Annotated in this window: 9 protein-coding genes; 1 reads left to right on the top strand and 8 read right to left on the bottom strand. The window is 45.7% G+C overall.

The window, feature by feature from the left end; translation table 11 throughout:
- Window positions 1-22: 22 nt before the first annotated feature.
- The 4 genes from AC58QM_RS16820 to AC58QM_RS16805 all read right to left on the bottom strand — a co-directional run bounded on the left by AC58QM_RS16820 (window position 23) and on the right by AC58QM_RS16805 (window position 13388).
- Complete coding sequence (locus AC58QM_RS16820; RefSeq protein WP_497285833.1) at window positions 23-9577, bottom strand: glycosyl hydrolase 115 family protein; 9555 nt, start codon at window positions 9575-9577, stop codon at window positions 23-25.
- 218 nt (window positions 9578-9795) lie between these two features.
- The gene (locus AC58QM_RS16815) at window positions 9796-10677 is read right to left on the bottom strand and encodes a carbohydrate ABC transporter permease (RefSeq protein WP_497285832.1); all 882 of its coding nucleotides are present in this window, start codon (window positions 10675-10677) and stop codon (window positions 9796-9798) included.
- A gap of 12 nt (window positions 10678-10689) precedes the next feature.
- Window positions 10690-11646: an ABC transporter permease gene (locus tag AC58QM_RS16810; RefSeq protein WP_497285830.1), complete on the bottom strand. Its 957-nt coding sequence runs from the start codon at window positions 11644-11646 to the stop codon at window positions 10690-10692.
- Window positions 11647-11705: 59 nt separating this feature from the next.
- The gene (locus AC58QM_RS16805; RefSeq protein WP_497285828.1) at window positions 11706-13388 is read right to left on the bottom strand and encodes a type 2 periplasmic-binding domain-containing protein; all 1683 of its coding nucleotides are present in this window, start codon (window positions 13386-13388) and stop codon (window positions 11706-11708) included.
- Between the two features lie 387 nt (window positions 13389-13775).
- On the opposite strand from AC58QM_RS16805, the gene AC58QM_RS16800 reads away from it, so the two are divergent.
- Window positions 13776-16070, top strand: a complete 2295-nt coding sequence (locus tag AC58QM_RS16800) for a helix-turn-helix domain-containing protein (protein ID WP_497285826.1) — start codon at window positions 13776-13778, stop codon at window positions 16068-16070.
- A 105-nt stretch (window positions 16071-16175) separates the two neighbouring features.
- Here AC58QM_RS16800 and AC58QM_RS16795 read toward each other — a convergent pair whose 3' ends face one another.
- The 4 genes from AC58QM_RS16795 to AC58QM_RS16780 all read right to left on the bottom strand — a co-directional run bounded on the left by AC58QM_RS16795 (window position 16176) and on the right by AC58QM_RS16780 (window position 22133).
- A complete protein-coding gene (locus tag AC58QM_RS16795; RefSeq protein WP_497285825.1) occupies window positions 16176-17375 on the bottom strand; it encodes an MFS transporter in 1200 nt (399 codons plus the stop codon).
- Between the two features lie 299 nt (window positions 17376-17674).
- Window positions 17675-18736: an LLM class flavin-dependent oxidoreductase gene (locus AC58QM_RS16790; protein WP_497285823.1), complete on the bottom strand. Its 1062-nt coding sequence runs from the start codon at window positions 18734-18736 to the stop codon at window positions 17675-17677.
- A gap of 30 nt (window positions 18737-18766) precedes the next feature.
- A complete protein-coding gene (locus tag AC58QM_RS16785) occupies window positions 18767-20101 on the bottom strand; it encodes an LLM class flavin-dependent oxidoreductase (protein ID WP_497285821.1) in 1335 nt (444 codons plus the stop codon).
- A gap of 268 nt (window positions 20102-20369) precedes the next feature.
- Window positions 20370-22133 (bottom strand): glycoside hydrolase family 2 protein, encoded by a 1764-nt coding sequence (locus AC58QM_RS16780; RefSeq protein WP_497285819.1) that lies wholly within the window; start codon window positions 22131-22133, stop codon window positions 20370-20372.
- Between the last annotated feature and the right edge of the window lie 133 nt (window positions 22134-22266).

The following is a 22266-nucleotide window of genomic DNA, read 5'->3' as shown; positions in this document are numbered from 1 at the left end:
ATATTGGTTCCAATTTATTGAATTACTTGTTACTTCTCCAAGCGATAAAGCGCGCAAGCACTGCTGATACTTCAGCTCGAGAGACAACACTGGCTGGCTCCAGAAGGTTCCCTGGCTTGCCATTCAGGATCCCCGTCGCCACAGCCCACCTCATGGCTTCACTTGCCCAAGCAGAAATATCGTTGCTGTCCACAAAGCTTTTGCTGTTGCCGTTCGCAGCAGATTGTCCGGCGTACCGATGTAAAAGAGTAATTAACTGCTCCCGGGTTATGGCAGCCTCCGGAGCGCTACCGTCGCTGATTCCGGCAGCCACAGCCCAATCTTGTGCGTTGCTGTACCAATTTGCGCCGCCTTCAGCCTGTGCGCCGTCCAACCGGGCCAATACGGTGAATAACATTGCACGGCTCATGGATGCATCGGGGGCAAAAACCCTTTGCTCCGTTCCAAGGAATAGCTCACGACTGGCACTAAAGGCAATTGCCTCGGCAGCCCAATAGTTGTCAGGAACATCCCTGAAAGTGATCTTATTGTCTATCAGTTTTACCGTCATATCTCCCGAGGCTATGAAACTCAATCCATCTTCTGTTAGAACAGAGGTCCCAATGATTTGCCTAGATCCGTCTTTCCTCACAATAAAGGCAACTGTGGTGGCAGAGGCATGCTTGACGGGAATCGTAATCCGCGATTGTGCAACTCCTTCGGGCAGATGAACGTCGGCTGTTACTTCCCCATGGGAAGACGTGATGGTCTCAACAATGACCCTCTTCATATCGGTGACGACAGAGCGGCTGCTTCCGTCTGACCTCGTCACGACCTCACGCTTGCTTCCATTCTGCCCACTGAAGACTTCCGTAACTGTGCCATTGCTTTCTTTTGTTACGACTTTATGGTCTCCGTTTGGCCAAGTTGTGGTCTCGGTCAACGTTCCGGTCGTTTGGTCGGTGAGTATAGTGCTCGTACTTCCGTCATCGTTCTTAATTATAGTGGCAGATGCAGTTGGGACGGTGGAACCGTCATGTCCGTCGTAAGGGCTGGCATCTTGATCATATATCGTCGTAGTCACAATGCAAGTCGCTGTGTAAATGCCGTCTGCCGTGGTCGCCGTAATCACAGCCATGCCGGGGGTGTGGACATTCACGAGACCGTTTTCGTCCACCGTAGCTACATTCGGGTTTGACGTGCTCCATGTTACGTTCTTGTTAGTCGCTTCAACAGGTTGCACAATTGCAGTGAGCTGGACGGTGGAGCTTCCATAGTTGGTATACAGCTGAGCATTGGTTTTGTCCAAACTTACACCTGTGACATGGACAGGTGGATTTCCTGGATGGTCAGGGCCACTGTACACACTAACTGTCACTGTGCTCGTATCGGAGTAACCACCATCTACGGTCGTTACCTTGATTATGGCTACGCCTGCGGAATGCGCTGTTACGAGACCGTCGTATACAGAAGCTACGACAGAATTCGAAGTATTCCACGTTACAGCCTTATTGATGGCGCCAACAGGCTCTATCCATGCAGTAAGCTGAACAGCAAGGCTTCCATAGTTGGTATACAGATGGGCATTGGTTTTGTCCAAGCTTACGCCCGTGACATTGCCTGGCAGACTAAAGCGCAGAATGTTCAGCTCTATTTGGGCACTGGCTTTATGGGTATTGGTTTCTCGGTATCGAACCCAATAAGTCCCGGGCGGCAAATTCAGGATGGTATTCCCCTCGATACTTGACCAAGTGTTACCATAGTCCGAGGACCATTCCATGGAGCTATCTACGCCGATGATACGACCATCATTGGCGCCTACCGCTGTTTCATTAATTTTCCCGAGTCCCTCGGGGGCATTTGGAGTAACCGGGTTAGAAGGATTAATAATACTAACCTTAAAGTCATCGAAGTCGATTGAACCGTTAGGTATGTTATCCAATCCAAACCGCTGTCCAGTCAACTTGCTGCCGCCTGTGTTGCGGAAGTTAAAGTCAGTAGCTACCGGGACAGAATCATTGTCCATATAGACGGTATAAGTCCGGGCGTCCCAGTTGGCCACCATTTTAAATGTGTGCCATTGATTGTAATTAAACGATTTAACACTAACTTTATCTGCATTGGATGTGCCCTTATGCACTTTAATCTGATGCACGCCACTTGCATTCTCAAAAGCAGTCACCATGGCATAATTGTTAGTGCCGCTGTCGTTTCTCACCATGGCGCCATTGGCATATTGAAAGTTACCGTTAAACCTGGAGCGGTATTCGATGACGATACGCTGATCCGCAGCTGCCTTTACTTCGCCTGTATACGGCAGGAATAGATCGGCCTTACCGGCAGTAGCCGTTGTCGTCAGACGCAGGAATTGATTCCCGTCCTCTTCTTGTACAGTAGCCGTAGCGCCATTGGTCATCCCTTCGATATTAAAGCCGTAAGGATATTTGCCCGCCTCATCACCGGAAAAATCTCTGTATGCATGATAGCTCATGCCATTCTGTGTAAGGACAAGAGCGTTGTTCAGAGCTGTTTCGGCGGCAGTAATGGCGTTTAGGGCTTCATCGGCTTGCTGCACTGTAGCGGTACCACTCTTAGCCAAGGCATCCGCTGCGTTCAGAGCACCCATAACGGAGTCATAGGCATCCTGACGGTAACGACCGAGAGCATCACCTAATGGATAAGAGATTCCGGCCATCCCGGCGCGCTTTGCGTTCACAGTTTCCTGAAGCCTTTGTCCCACAGTGCTCTCGTTCCTGAGAGAGGGTTTCCAAAGGGCATCTGTTGGGGTCTCACTACTATTCGTAAGGTAGATACGGTCTACATACAGACCGTCCTCGCGCATCCACAGGCTGAAGGAATGCTCGGCGGTTGTGGCGACGTTAATCTTGCCCACGTTTTTCCAGTGCCATTTCTCATCCATATTATTGGAGAAAAAAACATCAGTCGAGAAGTTCCCGAGACTACCATCAAGACCACCACGAATGGAGTCGGAAGCGTTATCTACATATCGCCAGCGCACCCAGACGTTATAAGCACCTGTGTTGCTAAAATTGATTTTGTACGTCAATTCCGGACTATACACAGGGAATTCGGCATTCTCTGACCACTGTCCGCCCCGATCGGGAAGGCGCATTGCCATGCCGGTGTCTGATTGCGTGAGGCGCCAGGCATTGGGAATTTTCCCTGCTAACTGGGCAGCCTTATCCTGTTTGGAAACCGTGTACGCTTTCATATCAGCTGTAATCTGGCTTTCAGATGCAAGATCATGTTCCATGGCGAACTCGGCCTCAAGGCTTACCTTTCCATCCACTTCAACAAAATCGCCCGCTCCCCAGCCAGCCGGGATGTTTTTCGGTTCGGCTGCTGTTGAGATTCGGGGCAGAGCATCGGTGCCCGAGTTAAACTCTGTATTGAATTCATGATGATAACTCTCGTCTGGACCAAGCTCGGTGGAAATGACACCCTCTGGACCCGTGTACAGCACCATCTTGTCAATCATTATGAAGCTATCCACCATCCACAGCTTGACGGTATGTTTTCCAGCTGACAGCACGGGCAGATTCACAACATGCTTCTCAATCATGTGGAAGAGATTGCTCACCCAAATGGTGCCTTGCCCTTCATCGACCGCTGCCGATTCCACTACAATCGGGGTTCCACCATCCACAGATACGGCAAAACGCACCTTTCCCTTCGCGTTCAGCGTGGGGATCCTGTATATCTCCAACGGGAACTGACCCGTCGAGGTAAGGTTGATGTCATACTCCAGGCTGGGGGCAGTTGAGCTTATCGCAGACTCATCTACAGCGTTCAGGTCAGGCGCATAAGCACGCACTACATCACCACCAAAAGCACGGCCCGCGTCATGGATAATTTGCCAAGTCTTATCTCCATTCGTATTCAACCGGCTGTAATGCTCGGTTTCAATAGATACATAGCCGTCAGCCTCTGCGTATCCAGTGATTGCGGACAGGGCTATTGTCGGATTCTCAATCGCCACCTGAATGGTCTTGATGGTGTTGGTCGCAGTATCGGTAATCGAAATCGTTGCGGTTGCGCCTTTGTGTGCTTCCATCTGATCAATCGTAACCCAAAGACGTGTCTCGTCATTGACAGTTCCGGCTGAGGAAGAGAGCTTTACCCAAGGCTGATCGGCAGCGGCAGTCCAATTGACAGTGCCAGCTCCCTTATTGAAAACGTCGATGAATTTACCATCCTGATTATAAGGAGAAAATACAAGCTTCGTGTTCCCCTGAGGCGCTGTCTCACCTTGTACAATCACACCTAAAGACGGTTCGCCCAGCACCAGCGCTGGCGTGCCAGGGGGAAGCTGGTTAATGACAGGGGGCGACGCATTCTCGGGATCAATGAATCCCTTCCACTTGCCATCTGCCATCGTGCTGTAACGCGCAATTTCCGCTTTCTTCGCCAGATCAGCTTCCTGAGAATGTTTGAGCATAGCGTCGGCGGAAGCCATTCTGCCTTGATCGAAGGCCAGATTGCTTTTATCCGCATAATAGTAGGCCTTATTGACGTAGTACGCCCAGTTAATTTTGGATTGCACCAGTTCATAGAAGGCCAACTTCTGCGTAGCAGGCAGCGCTTGATAAATAGCCGCAGTGCGGTTAAATAAATTCTGATACACGGCCATCCGCTTGGAGCTCTCATCCCCATACTGAGTCTGGTTAAATAAACCATCCTTCATATGCTCAAGCTTGCGAACGTTGGCATGATGGTAGAAAGTAGTGAGAATATCAGCAACCTCGCTGCTATACGGACTGCCGAAATGTTCACCACTCCAGTCTTTCAGAAATTGATCCGGTTGATTTTTGTACTTCTCTACGTCCCATCCATAACGGATAAAGTAGGTCATCTCGGCTTCCTGCGGCTTGATATCGCCAACATTCAGTATCCAGGACTGTTGGATATGATGCTCCCAGGACTTGCCGAGCTCCTCACCCATTAAGGCAAGGGGGATTGAGCTGAGCCACAAATAGCTTTGGTCGACAGGAGCCCAGTAGGAAGCGTGGTAGTATAACCCATGTCCAGCATCGCGTGTGCGTTCTGCAGCGTCAGGCATCCCCCGCATGATTCCGTGATTATCGTCGGTCCAGATTACTGTCACATTCTCGGGCAGATCAAATCTGGGGTGATTATAGATAGGCAAGACTTCCTTATAAGGAATAAACGCCTGGAAGGACTTCGCATATTTGTCCTGACCCAGTATTTCCTTAAGCAAGAGCTGCTGATCACGGATAATCTCATTCATGAGACCGGCTTTCCGCTCCTCCAGATCAATACCCAAGTAATTATAGGTAGGTTCCATGAGATTCTTTACATTAAAGGCCTCATCATGTATGCCCCGCATACCCAGTGTCCATTGCGCATCGGTGTCTTTATGGCGTTCAATGTTTTCCCGCCAGTACTGAAGCACAGCCTCCTTGCTTATGGTGTAGTCATATTGGATCGTGTCGGGATTAACACCTTTCTGTCCGGCATAGTTCATTTTCCACTCATCCCACTCGTGGGAGTTCGTTCGCAGGAGCATATCGGGGTGACTAGAGCCCAGCACGATGCCATATTCCTTCACCAGATCAATATTGCCCGGTACATTGTTAATTGAATTGACGTGCATGGCAGCCCAGATGTAGTTGCCTTTCAGCCGCAAAATGAGCTCGAAGATTTTAGCATACGTTTTCGGCCCCATCGTGTCAGGGTCTTTAAACACCTCGGATGCCCAACGGCTGAGCTTCTCCTCATCATTGAGGAAAACCCCACGGTACCGCACATCGGGCATATCTTTGACGGAGGTACCAGCAGCTACATAGACTGCATTCTTCGTTTTGATGGCTGCATCAGCAAAAAAATACCAGGGGTTAACACCCATTCTTTCCGAGAGCTCGTATACGCCAAAGATGGATCCGCGAGAATCCGATCCTGCTATGACTAGGGTATTTTCGTCTACCACCTTGATTAAGTAGGCTTCCCATCTATCTTTGATAGCGTTTACTTCACTTTCAGTGATTTTCCCTTCGTCAACTAGCGCCTTGATTTGAGCGCTTCTATCCAGTGTTCCAACGATCACCACAGGACCTGCGGGAAGGGTAGCCGCACTGCTCACAAAGGAGTCCAGATTGGTGACCCGCTTGACGTCCTCCTTCAGGTCTTTCACCACGCGTCTGACCGAGGCTTCCTCCGCAGGGTCAACCCAAATGGCTGCTGCCGATCCGTAAGCCGCTAAAGGGAAATCGCCAGCTTTCCCCGTTTCCGAAACAATTCCTCCGTCAGGACTGGCAGGAGGTTGATTGAAGCCCGTAAGGGTCAACACCACATGAGGACTGGCTGTATGGGTATTCGTCTCACGGTATCGAACCCAATAAATCCCGGGCTGCAGATTCGCGATGGTATCCCCTGCCACATTGGACCAGGTACCCCCATTGTCATGGGACCATTCCATGGATGGGTTCACACCGGTGATGCGTCCATCATTTGCTCCAACCGCTGTTTCATTGATTCCTTTAAGATCCTTAGGCGCAACCATCGGCCCTCCGATAACCATGGCTTTGAAGTCGTCAAAGTCGATGGAGGCGTTGGCGTAGCCGTCGATACCGAACCGTTGGCCAGTCAACTTGCTGCCCCCTGTGTGGCGGAAATTGTAGTCAGTAGCCACCAAAACATCGTCGATATAGACGGAATAGGTCTTGTTGCCCCAGTTGGCCACCATCTTGATTTTGTACCATGTATTGGTTTGATAGTCTTTGACTTTGACCTTCGTAGACGCTCCATTTTGCACGACAATTTTACCCGTATCAAAAGCCGTAACCATGGAATAATTGCTAGTACCGCTGTCATTTCTCATCATCGCGCCATTGGCATACTGAAAGCTGGTGTTTAATCTGGCCCGATATTCGATGACGATGCGCTGATCCGAGTCAGCCTTTACCTCACCTGCATATGGCAGGAACAGGTTCGCCTTGCCCGAAGTAGCCATGGTGGTCAGCCGAAGGAATTTATTCCCGTTCTCTGCCTGCACAGTGGCGGTAGCGCCATTGGTCAGATCTTCGATATTAATCCCGAAAGGGTACTTGCCCGTCTCATCGCCGGAGAAATCTCGGTAAGCGTTATAAAATACACCATCCTGTGTACTGTTAAGCGAACCTAACAGATCTGCTTCCACTTGAGTAAGGGAACTCCGCTCCTGGTTAAACTGCTCTTCCGTCAGACTCGCGTCTGCGGATATTTCCTCCACATGCCTCAGCTTGGCCAGAAGGGAATTAAATGCAGATTGACTATAGTTACCCAAGCCTTCACCTAGAGGGTATGAGAAATTGTCTATCCTGCTGTGAACTTGATTCACAATTTCATCAAGGCCCCATCCTGGGACAACCTCCACGGAAACGGCAGCAGAAATCTTCTCACCATTCAGTGTCAATATGACAGGCACTTGAACAGGGCCAAGCGAGTTGAAGCTAATTCCCTCCAGCTTCCAACTTACCTCAGCAATGCCACTCTCCCCCTTGTAAACCACGTCCACAACGCCGGGAAATTTAGGTGTGACACCGGAGGGAGTCTTTACTTGCGTAAGAATCTGAGGAACCTGAGACGGATTAGGCGTTACCGTCAAGTTGAATTTTGCTTCCTTGCCACCGTATTCAGCTTTAAGCTCTGTTTCCCCCGGATATGTTTCATTTACCTGACCGTTGACTGTTACCTTAGCCACGCCGGAGTTGCTGCTGGAATACGTGGCACCAGCCGTCACATCCCGAATTTCATAGGTGTTGTAGCCTGCTGTTAACTGCAATTGCTTCGTCAGACCGCTGTTCAAGACGTTGTCTAATCCGCTGATAGCGATAGACTGCACATACTTAGGTTCAGAGGCAACAGTAACCGTGGTTGTAGTCGTTTTCCCGTTATATGTCGCAGTGATCGTGGCACTGCCCGCCTTGAGCCCCTTAATCCCAGTTCCAACAATATCAGCAATCTCCTTATTGGAAGAACTGAAGGAAACTCCGCTTTCAATAAGTGAATTGGACGTGCCTGTTACCATATAAACAGGTAAACTGCGACTTTCACCCAACCCCAGCGTGTACCCTGGAGAATCGAATAGAAATTCTGATTCAACTTCAAGCTGGGTTACATCCATACTGTCAATTTGGGCAAGGTTGATACCCGCCCCGAAGCGGATGCTATTGTCGCCTTGCTTAAGATAGACTTTTGCCGTGGATGCCCCCCAGCGATTCCAGTCGGAATACACGATATTTAACTTGGCACCGGAACTACCGTTGACCGACAAAATATGGGAAGCATCCGCCCCATTCGAGGAGCCGTTGGCATTGCGCACGGACAGCACATAAAACCCCGACCGTGGCACGTTGACAGTAAACTGGGCATAATCATTGGCGTTCTTGATATTGGCGATCTTCTTCCCATCGGAAGCGGTACTTTCCCGCCAGATAGCGGGACCTGTTCCACTGTTGGGATCTTTCACCAACAGGGCTGCCTCCGCCTCATAGCGCTGACGTACCGGCTCCCCTGAAGGAGTGGCAATCGGTTTGTTTGGATCGACGGGCTCGCCCAGGTTCGGAGTTCCGTCTGCATTCCAGGTGAATTTCTGAGTGCGGACATTACGCGTCCACCCTGATCCTGGCCAGCGGGCGGAATGGTAGATAATCCAGTCCTCAGTGCCGTCGGGAGAGGTGGTGAGACTGTGGTGACCTGGTCCGAATACGCCGTTGGCGCTGGAGAAAATGGGCTTGTCCTGTTTTACCCAGGAGTTGGGGTTCATCAAATCGTCGCCAATCTTGGCATTGATCAGTCCGAGGCAGTAACTGTCTGTCCAGCTTCCGTTTGCGGAATAGACCAGGTTAATGGTGTTGCCATGTATCGTGACTTCGGGGCCTTCATTAATCCTGCCCGGAGACGATTCCCAATCATGCTCAGGTGTCGATATCAATACACGCCCCGAGCTGATCGTCCGTGGATCGCTCATCTCAGCTATGTATAAATTTTGGAAACTCCCGTCCGTTTCCTCCCACCCGGACCAGATGAAATAGTGTTTCTCATTTATCGTCATCACAGTGCCGTCAATTGCCCAGCGGTCAGTGGAATCGGTAATTTTTCCTTCGAATACCCAGCTTCCGGTCATTGGATTCTCACTGGTGTTCTCCAGCACGTACATGCGATGGTTTGCGTTGGTTCCGTTGTCAGCTGCGAAGTAAATATACCATTTGTAATTACCATCCGTATCTTTGAGATAGTGCATTTCTGGCGCCCAAACATTGGAGCTGTAGTTCGTACCCTGAACCGGTGTCCAGGCTAGGCTCCTCTCGCCCGCATCAATGCCGGTGATCGTCTTCGATCTACGGATCATGATACCGCTAGCGTTGACAAAGACGTTGTAGTAATATCCGTCCTTATGCTTGTATACCCAAGGGTCGGCTCCCGCCTGCATGATAACATTGTAGAAATCTGACACTGAATTCGTAATTGGTTCCGACGACACTTGATTTGCTGCAACGGGATTACTCCATTGCGGCAGCGGTAGCATCAGCAGCACCGTGAGCCAAATGAACAAAAATCTGAACTTTTTATTGACCATCTGCAGTCCTCCTTGGAATCATTGGAACGGGGAGAATGGCTATCCGACCCTATTCCTTCACCTGAATTAAACCGCTTTCATTTTCACTTTCTTGATTGTCTCATGTATGTAATTATACGTTTCGGCTCAAACATTAAAATGTACTATATTAAATGATTTTTGTAATAAATTAAAAATATAGGGAAATCTTTATTCGCTTTTCACTATAATTGTCACGTTTAACCTTTGAGCGCTCCAACCATTACTCCCTTAACAAAATACTTCTGCAAGAAGGGATATGCTGCCAAGATAGGGAGTGTAGCAACCATAATTGTTGCATACTTTATCGTTTCTCCGATTGCTGCTCTGTCCTGAGCTACTGTTCCGGTCATCATTTCATCCGTACTGTTGGAAATCAGGATTTCCCTCAACACCAACTGCAATGGCCATAATTCTCTATTTCTTAAGTAGATCATGGCGCCAAACCACGCATTCCAGTGGCCTACCCCATAATACAGCACCATAACGGCAATAGTTGGCAAAGCCAGTGGGATAATGATTCTAAATAATATTGTAAAATCATGTGCACCATCGATATAGGCAGATTCTACCAAGCTTTCGGGAATTCCCTGAAACGCCGTTCTCATGATAATCAGATTCCAGGTACCTATTGCTCCAGGAATGATCAAAGCCCATATTGAATTCATTAAACCGAGATCCTTGACTAACAAGAAACTGGGAATCAGCCCGCCACCGAAAAACATGGTGAAGACAATCAAGATGGTGATCGGCTTTCTCCAGAAGAAATTTTTCCTAGAGAGAACAAAAGCTCCCATAGATGTCATGATAATATTGTAGGTCGTTCCCACCACGACAATGAATAGCGTATTCATATACCCGGAATAAATCATTGGATTATTTAACACAGCTTTATAAGCATCGAGGCTAAATGCTAATGGCTTTAGGAGCAAGCCGCTATGGGCTGTAAGCTCATCTGCACTGCTCAAGGATGCAAAAGCAACATAAACAAACGGATAGGCTGTTATTACAGCCAGTGCGATTAATACAATAACAGTCATCGAATCGAAAATGTAATCCCCGACTGTCTTTTTGACAACCATATATTCCACTCCTTACCACAGGCTGGTTTCATTAACCTTCCGGCTAACATAGTTTGCTGTTACGATTAAAATCAGGTTCACCAAAGAGTTAAATAGCCCCACTGCTGCACTAAAGCTATAATTGGCCTCCACCAATCCGCGCCGGTATACATAGGATGAAATGATATCCGCTGTTTCATACGTACTCGGATTATAAAGTAATATGATTTTTTCATATCCTTCACTCATCATATGGCCAAAATTCATGATTAATAGGATCACGATTGTGGGAGCAATTCCCGGTAGCGTGATATGAATAAACTGTCTCCACCTCCCAGCTCCGTCGATGGTTACCGCCTCATATAGCTCCGTGTCGATAGCGGACAGGGCAGCGAGATAGATAATTGAACCCCAACCTACGCCCTGCCAAATACCTGTGCTTACATAGATGGTACGGAACCATTCTGCTTCCACAAGGAACATGGTGCGTGAGCCACCAAAAAAGGCAATGATATCATTGATTAGACCGCTTTTTGCAAAGAAGTCGATAATCATACCACAGATAACCACCGTGGAAACAAAGTGCGGTAGATAAGTAACGGTTTGGATCGTCTTTTTAAAATACTTACTTTTCACTTCATTCAGCAATAGTGCCAGAATAATGGGTGCTGGAAAACCAAAGAGGAGCTGATAGAAATTGATCAATAACGTATTTTGGATGACTCTCCATGCGGAGAAACTGTTGAAGAAATCATGAAAATGTTTTAGTCCTACCCAGGTACTGCCCCAGATTCCTTTTACGGGACTAAATTGTTTAAATGCGATGATAACACCATACATTGGAACGTAGTGAAACAAGATATACCAAGCTACAACGGGCAGGGCCATCAAGATCAACCATTTATTTTTCTTATAATCTTTTTTTATGGCCTGAATGAGGCTTGGTTTATTGTATATCAAAGGTTGCGGCTGTATCTTTACCTCTGGCACTATGAGAACCTCCCTATAAAGTGAAATGGGGGAAATCCCCCTCCCCCATTTCACTAGAACTATTTAAAGATGTCGCTGATATTAAACGATTGCGGATTTAATGCCTGAGGGAATTTCTTAATGAAACGATCATAGGCATTCTGTCTAACTTTGTTGATATCTTCAATTCCCAGTTTTTTGATTTGCTCCACATATTTGTCCCAGGTGGCATCTACATCCTCTTTACCCATAAGCCACTTCAGGAACATTTCGTCCTTATACGTGTTAATTTCATTTTGCTTGCTAGTGATCTGAGAAACTTCCTCCGGCGTCAAGTTTCCTCTATAGTTCTTGTTGGCTTTGGTGACTTGGTCAGCATATTTGGTCCAGACTTTCAGCGACTCTTGTTGCTGCGGTAAGACCATATACTGCTCAAAATACCTCTTGTCTTGTACGAAAGGGCCATCCTTCAAAGCGCGTGTATACATTTGCCCCATAGTTGCAAAGGGCTGTCCGTTAGGATTATTCGTAACTAGATCCGTATATTTCGGATAGCCATTCTCCATCTTATAACTTACACCTTCAATACCGAAGTTATAGAGCATAGAGCCTTCCTTCGTGTATCCATAATTCAGGAATGCCAGTGCTTCTGGAATATTCTTAGCTGCACTGGTAATATTCCATGTTCCATTGTTAACGGTAGGTCCATCCTTAGGCATAAAGGGATTGAAGTCACCCTTGTTACGTACGAGGTACGGCACAGCGACCAAGTCAAATTTGGGATCCTTGCTCTTCATCAACGGCAAATATTTTCCAAGGCCTGAACCGGTATTTCCAAGAGTTGCGCCAGCTTGATTTGCGGTAATTTTGGCATCAATCGTTTTTCCATTATTCGTAGCCAATTCGGGGTCTAATATGCCATCCTTATACCATTTCACCATGGTCTTGGTATATTCCTTAAACCTGGGGTCAGTTGCCCCATATACGACCTTACCATTTTCAATGAAGTGATCTTGATTAATACCCCATGCTCCGGTAAAGTAGGTTCCTTTAATATTTCCGACATTTCCGGTAAAAGGTGCCGTTGCCCCCTTCTTTTCTTTGAAAGCTTTCATTACCGTATAGAATTCGTCGATAGTTTCCGGCACAGGCAGTCCCAGTTCAGTCAACCAGTCCTTACGAAGAAAACCTCCAAAGAAGGTGAAGATACTTTGATCACCTTTGAGGAATGGGGCACCGAACTGTTTTCCTTCCTCTGTCTCTACATCCATTAACAGATCGGGATAGGCTTCATAGATTTTGGCCAGATCTGGTGCATACTTGGGGATTTCATTCTTTACGTCAACGAGTATGCCATCCTCGAAAGCCTTTTGCCTTCCACCCGGATAATCCCCAAAGGTGCCCACAATAAAATCTGGTATGTCGCCGGATGTAAGCATCAGGTTAAACTGTTCTTTCGCCGATCCTTCTGTAGGATGAATATACTCAATCGTAACATTCAGTCTCTTCTGCAACTCTTTATTTAGCTCTGACTCGGCATAGTTCTTCATAATTGGAAGCGCAGTGCTCATTAAAGGATCCCAGACGCGGAATTTTACCGGCTTCTCAAAAGGCAATTTTATTGCAGTACCCGTTGGAGTCGAATTCGTTTGCTCAGCTTTTTTGTCTTCTCCTACACATCCTGACATCACCGCAGATGTCAAAAGTACGATTAAGAGGGAACCCGTAGTCATCCTATTAAAAACCTTTTTACTTTTCAACATTTTTTCTCCCCTCAATTTTCATATTTTTGCTACACGTAATTGTAACTTGGTGCATGCTTGCAAACTTCAACAACAATTACAATTGCTAGGGTAAGTGTAGTATTTCTATGAAACGTAAATCAATCTCCATCCAACAGAATGCGTATCGAATATCCCCAAATTCAATATTAAATATGGGAAAATCATCATCAAAAAACAAAAAGCGGTGTAAAATCGATGGATCCAGAAGGTTCACCGGCTCGCTCCTAGTTGTACGCCATTGATGGTCTTATAAAGCTTTTTGGGAAAATTATGGAATTTCATTCGTATTGTATAGTAGTATACTATTTAGGAACTTGCGGAATTTACATACCTGAACTCACTAGTCATAAGAATGAGGGGGAGCTCATGAACATAAAGCGTGTCTTGAACACTAGAAATAGTATCATTTACACCCAAATTTTATCTTATATATTGATTCTGTTAATTCCTATCATTTTCACTGGAATCGTTTATTTTGTTACTGTAAGGACGATTGAGCAAGAAACAAGCAGGGCAAATCTGGCTATGCTGAAGCAAGTCCAGCTGAATATGGACAATATCTTAAAGGATGCGGAGCGCTTAAGTTTTGACATTGCCTTTAACCCGGATATTGAAATGCTGGCCACTTCGCAGGAAACAAACTGGAATAACAAGCAGTATGAGGTTGCTCAGATCGTAAAAGATTTCAAAAGGATGAATATAACGAATGGCTACATCGATGATTTTTATGTGTACTTTAAAAACTTGGATGCTGTGATATCTTCGTCGGCAGCTTCAAGGAGTACTTATATGTACTCTTTTCTTGTCAAAGATGGGCTAAGGTATGAACAATGGATAGATACTCTTCAACATACATACAGCGGTAGGTATATCTCAAAAGACAATAAGACAAGCTCAAATGAGAATCCAGGAGCGCTCGCTTACATGCGTTCAATTCCAATATCAAATTCGGAGAAGGAGTCTCTTGCCACAATCGTTATCCAGTTAAAAAAAGAACGATTTACAGAAATGATTCAAAATTTACAATCGGCACAGTATGGAAGTATCTTCATTTTAGACAATGATAATAACCTTCTTGCATCGACTGCTTCTTATCATTTATCGGATATCTTACAGGTGGATGAGCTTACGCGTAGCGATAGTATGCTGGTAAAAGGACAAGGAAAGGATTCGTTCATCATTTCCTATACGAAATCCGATGTATCCAACCTAAAGTATGTTTCCATTGTTCCGCGTGAGATTGTGATGGAAAAAAGTGAGTTTGCAGAAAAACTAATGATTGCAAGCATTATTCTATGTTTAATTTTTGGAGGAGCCGTATCGGTTTTACTTACATGGCGTAATTATAATCCGGTTCGTAATCTTATCCGTATCGTCCAACATGGGAAAATTAAGAACGCCTATGACAGATCCAGTAATGAATATCAGTTTATTTATGAGGCAATCCAAGATGCACTTCAAGAAAAGGAACATATCAACCTGAAACTGAAACAGCAAAACAGTGTAGTGCGAGCGGATTTTCTGCAAAAGCTTTTAAAAGGGAAGTTTGGGAATATATCTGTACATCACAATGCATTTTACGCGCTTGACATGCAGTTTAAATCCAGTGATTTTATCGTAGTGCTCCTATCCATAGAGGATAGGGGCAAGCTTATTTCCTTAGGAATTGGAGATGATTTTGAAGCAAAGTCTAAGCTCCCTAGCTTTGTAATCACCAATGTTTTTGAGGAACTCTTGGGACAAAGGTATCAGAATTTCACCACAGAGATTGATGAGAAAATAGTATTCCTAGTAAACCTGCAGGATCTTGAAGCGGAAGATCATGTGCAAGAAATGGTCAACCTTACAGAAGAGCTGCAAAAGTTTTTTGGAAAATATTACAATATGACTCTTACAGTTTCCATCAGTGATGCTCATTCGGGTATCCATGGCATGCAAGAAGCCTATCAGGAAGCCGCCCAAGCCCTAGAATACAAGTTAATTGCCGGTAACGGAAAGATCATCCCCTTCCAAAGTCTGAAATATAATGTCAGAGATTATGTCTATCCGCTTGAAAAAGAGCAAAAGTTAGTGAATTGTATCAAATCTGGAGAGTTTGAAAAAGGAAAGCAATTACTTGACGACATTATTCACTCTAACTTTATTGACAGCACCCCCACTGCTGAAATGACAAGGTATTTTATGTTTGATCTTGCAAGTACAGTTGTAAAAACAGTAAAAGAAATTTCTGTTGATGAGCCTGTAGAAAAATTATTTGAATGTGAAACCTTAGTGGAACTACAGGAAGAAATTACCAACACATTGTCATCGGTAAGTAAGCGCATACAGTCAAAAACAGGTAATCGTTATTACGAATTGAGTAGGAATATCATTAAGTTCGTTAACAGCCACTATGTAGAAGTTACCTTAAATGTAGCGATGATTTCAGAACATCTGGGGATTTCTCCAAGCTATATGTCCAAGCTTTTCAAAGAACAAACCGGAGAAACCTTGCCGGATTATATCAATAAGGTAAGGCTGGAAAAAGCGAAAGTATTATTAAGGGACGAAAAACTCAATATCTCCGACGCGGCTGTCAAAGTAGGGTATTTAAACAGTAATGCGTTGATACGCAGTTTTAAAAAGTACGAAGGCGTCACTCCAGGAAAATATAAAGAGTGATGATCCCTTTTAAATAAACTTGTTCAAGATGCTTTAAAATAGATTGAAAAACCGTGCCCCTGATCAGGGCACGGTTTTTGACGTAATGGCTTATTTAAAATATCTTTACCCCAGCAACTTCTGATCCGTACGTTTCGCATTTAACATCTTTCGATTCCATGCGGCACCAAGAAGAGTTACTCCAGTCAACAGGAATACGAATTGAATTCCCAGCCACCCACCCAAGAACCCACCTAGCAAAGGACCAATCACAATGCCAAATTGACTCGACGATTGGTTTAAGCTCACAGCCCTTCCACGGAAATCAGCTTCTGCATATTTGACGATAAGCGCATTCAGCGCTGGGAATACAGCAGCAAAAAACAAGCCATAACTGAAACGCAGGATTCCAAAGCCAATAAGATGATGAGCACCGAGCTGCAGTAAATTGCCAATGCCACCGCCTAACAATCCAATGAACAATACCTTCTCATAACCAATTCGACCGCCAATGATCCCCCAACGTGGTCCCATAATGACCGTAGCTACGCCAACTGCTGAGAAAACAATCCCCGAGCTAAGCGTAGCTTTATCTACACTCCCACCGATTTGCACGACATAGAGCGTCAGCAGTGGCTCCAGAATCATTACTGAAGTAGAGACTAATAAAGTTAAGCCAAATACCCCTATCAGTTGGGTGTTACGTGCTGCATGTTTAATATCCTGGATGACACTTATACGAGCTTCATCATGTTGCTTGTGAACCTCCTTAACACCCACTAGTACAATAAGCGCAGAAATGATGGTAATGAGACCCGAAGCAACGAAGCACATTCGCAATCCCATCCAATGACTTAGTACACCTCCGACAAGCGGTCCAATAATTCCCCCGGCTGCCGTCGACGTTGAAATCACACCAAGTGCGTATCCGACGTGCTTCTCCGGTGTATTCGTACCAACCAAAGCAATGGAAGCAGGGCCAAAGCCTGCCATAAGTCCTTGAAATATCCGAACAAGAATGAAAGTGAATAAATCATATACAAAATAATTGGCAAAATGGGCCAAAGCTAAGCCTATACCTGAACGAATTAACATAGGTTTCTTCCCAAATTTATCTGCTAACGCCCCCCAGAAGGGTGCACACAAACCACTAATGAGGAAGCTAATGGAAATGGAGATGCCTGACCACAATTCTAGCCTATTCTGAATGCCTAGGTCATTCTGTAAGAATATTGGAAAAAACGGTACAGAGAGTGTATAGGCAATATGACTAATAAATAACCCCATCCATAACATATGTAGATTGCGTTTCCAATAGCGTTCCATTCGTCACCTCTTTTGTAACATCCAAGCATGAGAAAACCTTACAGCCGATGCTGTAAGGGCCATGAGTAGCTATGATGATCTGACTCTATCCGAGAATAGAACGTATAATTTGGAGGATTGCTGTCTTTTCCAACTCACGCGCTTGCGGGCGCTGTTCCTTTAAATAATCAAATAACGCTTTCCTTACGTCTTCATCGACCTCAGAAAGTGCTTTCCCTTCGCCTTCCCATTCGGGGTGGGATCCCAAAATTCATCGATCCAATCGCGATTTAAATACGATATCCCTCCAGAAATGGTTTTCAAACCGTTAAGCCACCCACCGGTGAATGATTCCATACTGTACTTGGAATCTCTCGGCGCAGAACAGGTGCAACCTCGTTAGCAAAACGCTCAATTTGCTCACGCTGCTCCGCTTCGCTCAAGCCATCTACACTTATGCTGACAACTTCGTGCCCATAGGCTTCATGATAGTTCAGTATCTTCTCGATCACTTGATCTGGACTGCCAATTAGAACAGGTCCATTCTTCACATTGTCCTCTAAATCTTTGAACGGTGAGTTGTTGATCTTCGACGCTGCTGTTGCATGAAATGCATCGTAATAGGGTCGATAGCGTTGAATTGCTTCTTCCGTTGTGTTAGCCAAATATAAACTACCAAATCCAGATCCAATAATGGCTTGCTGTGGATCATGGCCATAAAAGGCTAATCGCTCACGATAATGATCGATTAACGCTTTGTATTTTACTTGTGGGTGAAACGTATTCGATGAGAAAATGGGTTCACCATATTTCGCTGCCAACTCCGTTGACAATGTACTTGATGCACTGCCATGCCATACGGGGATTGGATGTTGCAAAGGTCTGGGCTGTATCGTCACATGGTCCAATGACGAACGGTAGCGACCCTGCCAGGTTACGTTCTCTTCGTTCCACAAACGCTTCAGGAGTGCATAACGTTCCGCGAGAGATTCCCACTGTTCCTCTTCCTTAATTCCAAACAAAGGATAATGCCTGGGGTCGTTGCCTTTTCCGATGATCAACTCGAGTCTACCACCTGAAAGATGATCGAGTGTGGCATAGTCCTCAGCAACACGCACTGGATCGAGCACGCTTAGAACAGTAACCGTTGTTAGTAAGCGGATGCGTGAGGTTCTGGCAGCAATCGCGGTCAGAACGACGGGTGGCGAGGATGAAATAAAAGGTGCACCATGCCGCTCCCCCACACCATAAGCATCAAAGCCTAATTCTTCAGCAAATACTGCCTGTTTCAAAACGTTCTCAAACTTCTGTTGGGTCGTCAATATTTCTCCACTGATAGCATTCGGTATATTCATCATTAGACTAAATAAAGCAAATTTCAAGGTATACGATCTCCTCTCTAGCGGTCAATGCTATTTCCCTTGTGCCACCTCGGACTGCTTTATATAGCGATTGAGTGGAATGTTTAACCCCAGATTGCCCCGCAGCGTATCACTTTCATACTCTTTACGGAAAATTCCGCGTTCCTGCAGCAGAGGCACAACTAGATCGACGAAATCGGAAAGCCCGTTCGGTACGACGGTCCTAATATTGAAGCCATCCGCTGCGCCGCCCTCAAACCATTGCTGGATAAGATCAGCTACCTTCTCCGGTGTCCCTATGAAACCGCTTCTCGGCGTGGATGCCCGCAGCGCAACCTGTCGAAGTGTAAGCCCTTGTTCCTTGGCTTCTCGCTTAATGCTGTCTGTCGTACTGCGGAAGCTGTTACTGCCAAAGTCGCCGAGTTCTGGAAACAGCTCATCCAATGCATGCTGCGAGAAGTCATAATGCTCAAAATAACGCCCTAAATAATTCAGTGCCTGTTCTATGGTAACAAGTTCGACAATTTCCTGATATTTACGCTCTGCTTCTTCTTCCGTTCTGGCTACAATCGGACCAATGCCTGGGAAAATTAGAATGTCATCTGGCTGACGACCATAAGCTGCTGCTCTGCTTTTTACATCCTGATAAAAAGCACGCGCTTGCTCGAATGTCTCGTGACCCGTATAAATCGCGTCCGCCGACTTGGCAGCAAGATCTTTACCAGAATCTGAGGACCCTGCTTGGAACACGACCGGGTACCCTTGTTTGGAACGAGCAACATTCAGTGGCCCTTGAACAGCAAAGTGTTTGCCCTTATGGTGCAGAGTGTGCAGCTTGGTGGGATCGAAGAATACACCGCTAGTTTTGTCTCGGACAAAAGCGTCATCCTCCCACGAGTCCCAAAGCCCTTTCACAACCTCAAGATGCTCCTCAGCAATCTCGTAACGCAGCGAATGATGAGGATGGTCGCCTTTGCCGAAGTTAAGCGCCGAGCCCTCCAAAGGGGATGTGACTACATTCCAGCCTGCTCTTCCTCCACTAAGATGATCAATGGAAGCAAATTGCCTGGCCACCGTGAACGGTTCGCTGTAGGAAGTAGACAAGGTTGCAACTAAACCGATATGAGTTGTTGCTTCACTTAAGGCTGAAAGCAAAGTTAGCGGCTCAAAACGATTCAGAAAATGCGGATTGGACTTTTCATTAATAAACAAACCATCGGCGATAAACAAGAGATCGAATTTTCCCTGCTCAGCCTTCAGGGCCTGCTCTTTATAGAACGCTAAATTAACACTCGCATTGGTTGGCACTTCGGGGTGCCGCCAAAAGGATATACTATTTCCGACTCCGTTTAAATTAGCTCCCAGCTTGAGTTGTCTCTTGGACATGATAGTCACTCCCCATTAACCATTTATACCAATAGGCATAATCGGATTTAATTTCATAAGCTAACTATATATCAACAGTTCGTCACCGTGTAGCGTGGATCGAACTTTTCTATCCATATTTTTGAAAGTTCTATCGAAGGAGTGTATTACTTCCTGCTTTCTTTAGGTATATCGTGCTCATACAGCTTCATAACATTAAAAAAAAGCAGCTGCCGCTTGGCAAACTGCTCTATTTTCATTCACTCTTTAAAAGTTTACAAATCTTCTTCTATTGTAAGTTGATTTTTTTAATTTTCTCCATCTCTATCTTGGGTTCACGTTGAATCGTTAACAAGCCATTCACTTCTTGCTGCACGTCGGTTAGCTGGGTATAACAGAACCCGCTAACGTATTCTAAGTTTTTAATAGCTTGCGTGATGCTTTCATACCGCGCCAAAAATTCTTCTTCATTCTTCACTTGATTGCCATAACCCCAACCCTCTTCGCTCTTGAACGCAATACCGCCGTACTCACTGATGATGACCGGCTGCCCCTTGTAGCTGTATCCATTAGCAAAAGGATATCGATGTTTGTCATGAGCAACTTCATTGCTAAGTAGTACTTCTGGATTCTTGTAACGAGCTTCGAGTACGGACCCTAGCTCCTCGTAATCATGCAGCGTTATAATATCCGAAACCGTGTGCTCCCAACCGTCATTTACAACGACTGGCCGCATTTGGTCATACGCTTTTGTCAAATGATAGATCGATTCGGTGAACTGCTGCTGTTTCCGGTCCGTAGAGATGCTTGAAATGCCCCACGATTCATTGAACGGCACCCATGTGACAATGCTCGGATGATTATAATACTGACGCACAACTTCGGTCCATTCCTTCGTGAATCGTTGTACGGCATCATCTCCAAACTCATACGTGGATGCGAATTCCGACCATACCAAAAGCCCTTTGCGATCCGCCCAGTACAAGAACCTCGGATCTTCCAGTTTTTGATGCTTACGTACACCGTTAAATCCAAGGGCTAATGTTTTCTCGATATCTTCAATAAGAGCTTCCTCGTTAGGCGGTGTCAGATGAGTATCTTCCCAATACCCTTGATCTAGTAGCAGACGTTGATAAAACGGATGGTTATTGAGGAGGATTCGATTTCCCTTTATCTGAATGCGGCGCATACCGAAATAGGTGTAAACAGTGTCGACTGGCTTGCCGTCCTTCTTCAGAACCACTTCCACATCGTACAAATTCGGATGATTGGGATGCCAAGCATGTACCTTCCATTCGCCGACATCGTTCATAACGCTTAAATCCACTTTCACGAACTTCCTATCTACGTTCATTTCGGTCGAGCGAATCAGCTTGCCATCGTATCTTACAATTGTCAGCAGCGTCAATCCTTCGAATGATCGAACGGTACTTCCCAGTTCGTATTCGAACGAAACGGATGCTTCCTCCAACTTCGGCGTAATCTTCGCACTACTTACATAGCAAGTGTCGACGTATTCTAGCCATACAGACTGCCAGATACCCGTCGTCTGTACATACCAGCATCCATAGTTCTTATCGATCCAGCGCTGCTTACCTCGCGGCTGCATCGTGCTGTTGCCATCCTCAACTCGGACAGTAATGCGGTTATTACCACCTAACTCAACTGCATCCGTAATATCAAAAGAGAACGCTGAGTATCCGCCCTCATGCGAGCCGATATAAGTGCCATTCACCCAAAGTTTAGTTAAATAGTCGACAGCTTGAAAATGAAGCATTACACGTTTACCATTTGTTTCTGCCGGTATAGGCACGATTCGTTCGTACCAAACGCATGGATGGAAGTTCTCCTCGCCGATTCCGCTTGCCTTAGTCTCGTATGTAAATGGAACTTGAATTGTCCGATCCGCATAGAGATTGCTGTACCAATTGTTTCGTTCTCCCTCGAACGAATCATCGAAGCGGAAGCTCCACTCCCCATTTAGCAATTGCCATTCGTCACGTATCCATTGCGGTCGCGGGTAATTTTTAACATACTTATGTGTGCTCGTCATGTTTTGCCATCTCTCCTTTAGATTAACTTATAAATTAACTAATGAATATATAAAACATGTACTATTGGTCATATTATGCTAAATAACAACTTTATTGTCAATAAAAAAGTTTATTAGTTAACTAATAAGTTAA

The organism is Paenibacillus sp. J22P165 (assembly GCF_059692015.1).
The sequence above is the reverse complement of the archived record's forward strand: the minus strand, read 5'-3'. Positions and strand labels throughout refer to the sequence as shown.

Excerpts from the sequence above, each read along its gene's own strand:
- AC58QM_RS16815 (WP_497285832.1), bottom strand. The coding sequence starts at position 10,677 with ATGGTTGTCAAAAAGACAGTCGGGGATTACATTTTCGATTCGATGACT.
- AC58QM_RS16795 (WP_497285825.1), bottom strand. The coding sequence starts at position 17,375 with ATGGAACGCTATTGGAAACGCAATCTACATATGTTATGGATGGGGTTA.
- AC58QM_RS16785 (WP_497285821.1), bottom strand. The coding sequence starts at position 20,101 with ATGTCCAAGAGACAACTCAAGCTGGGAGCTAATTTAAACGGAGTCGGA.
- AC58QM_RS16800 (WP_497285826.1), top strand. The coding sequence starts at position 13,776 with ATGAACATAAAGCGTGTCTTGAACACTAGAAATAGTATCATTTACACC.
- AC58QM_RS16820 (WP_497285833.1), bottom strand. The coding sequence starts at position 9,577 with ATGGTCAATAAAAAGTTCAGATTTTTGTTCATTTGGCTCACGGTGCTG.
- AC58QM_RS16805 (WP_497285828.1), bottom strand. The coding sequence starts at position 13,388 with ATGTTGAAAAGTAAAAAGGTTTTTAATAGGATGACTACGGGTTCCCTC.
- AC58QM_RS16780 (WP_497285819.1), bottom strand. The coding sequence starts at position 22,133 with ATGACGAGCACACATAAGTATGTTAAAAATTACCCGCGACCGCAATGG.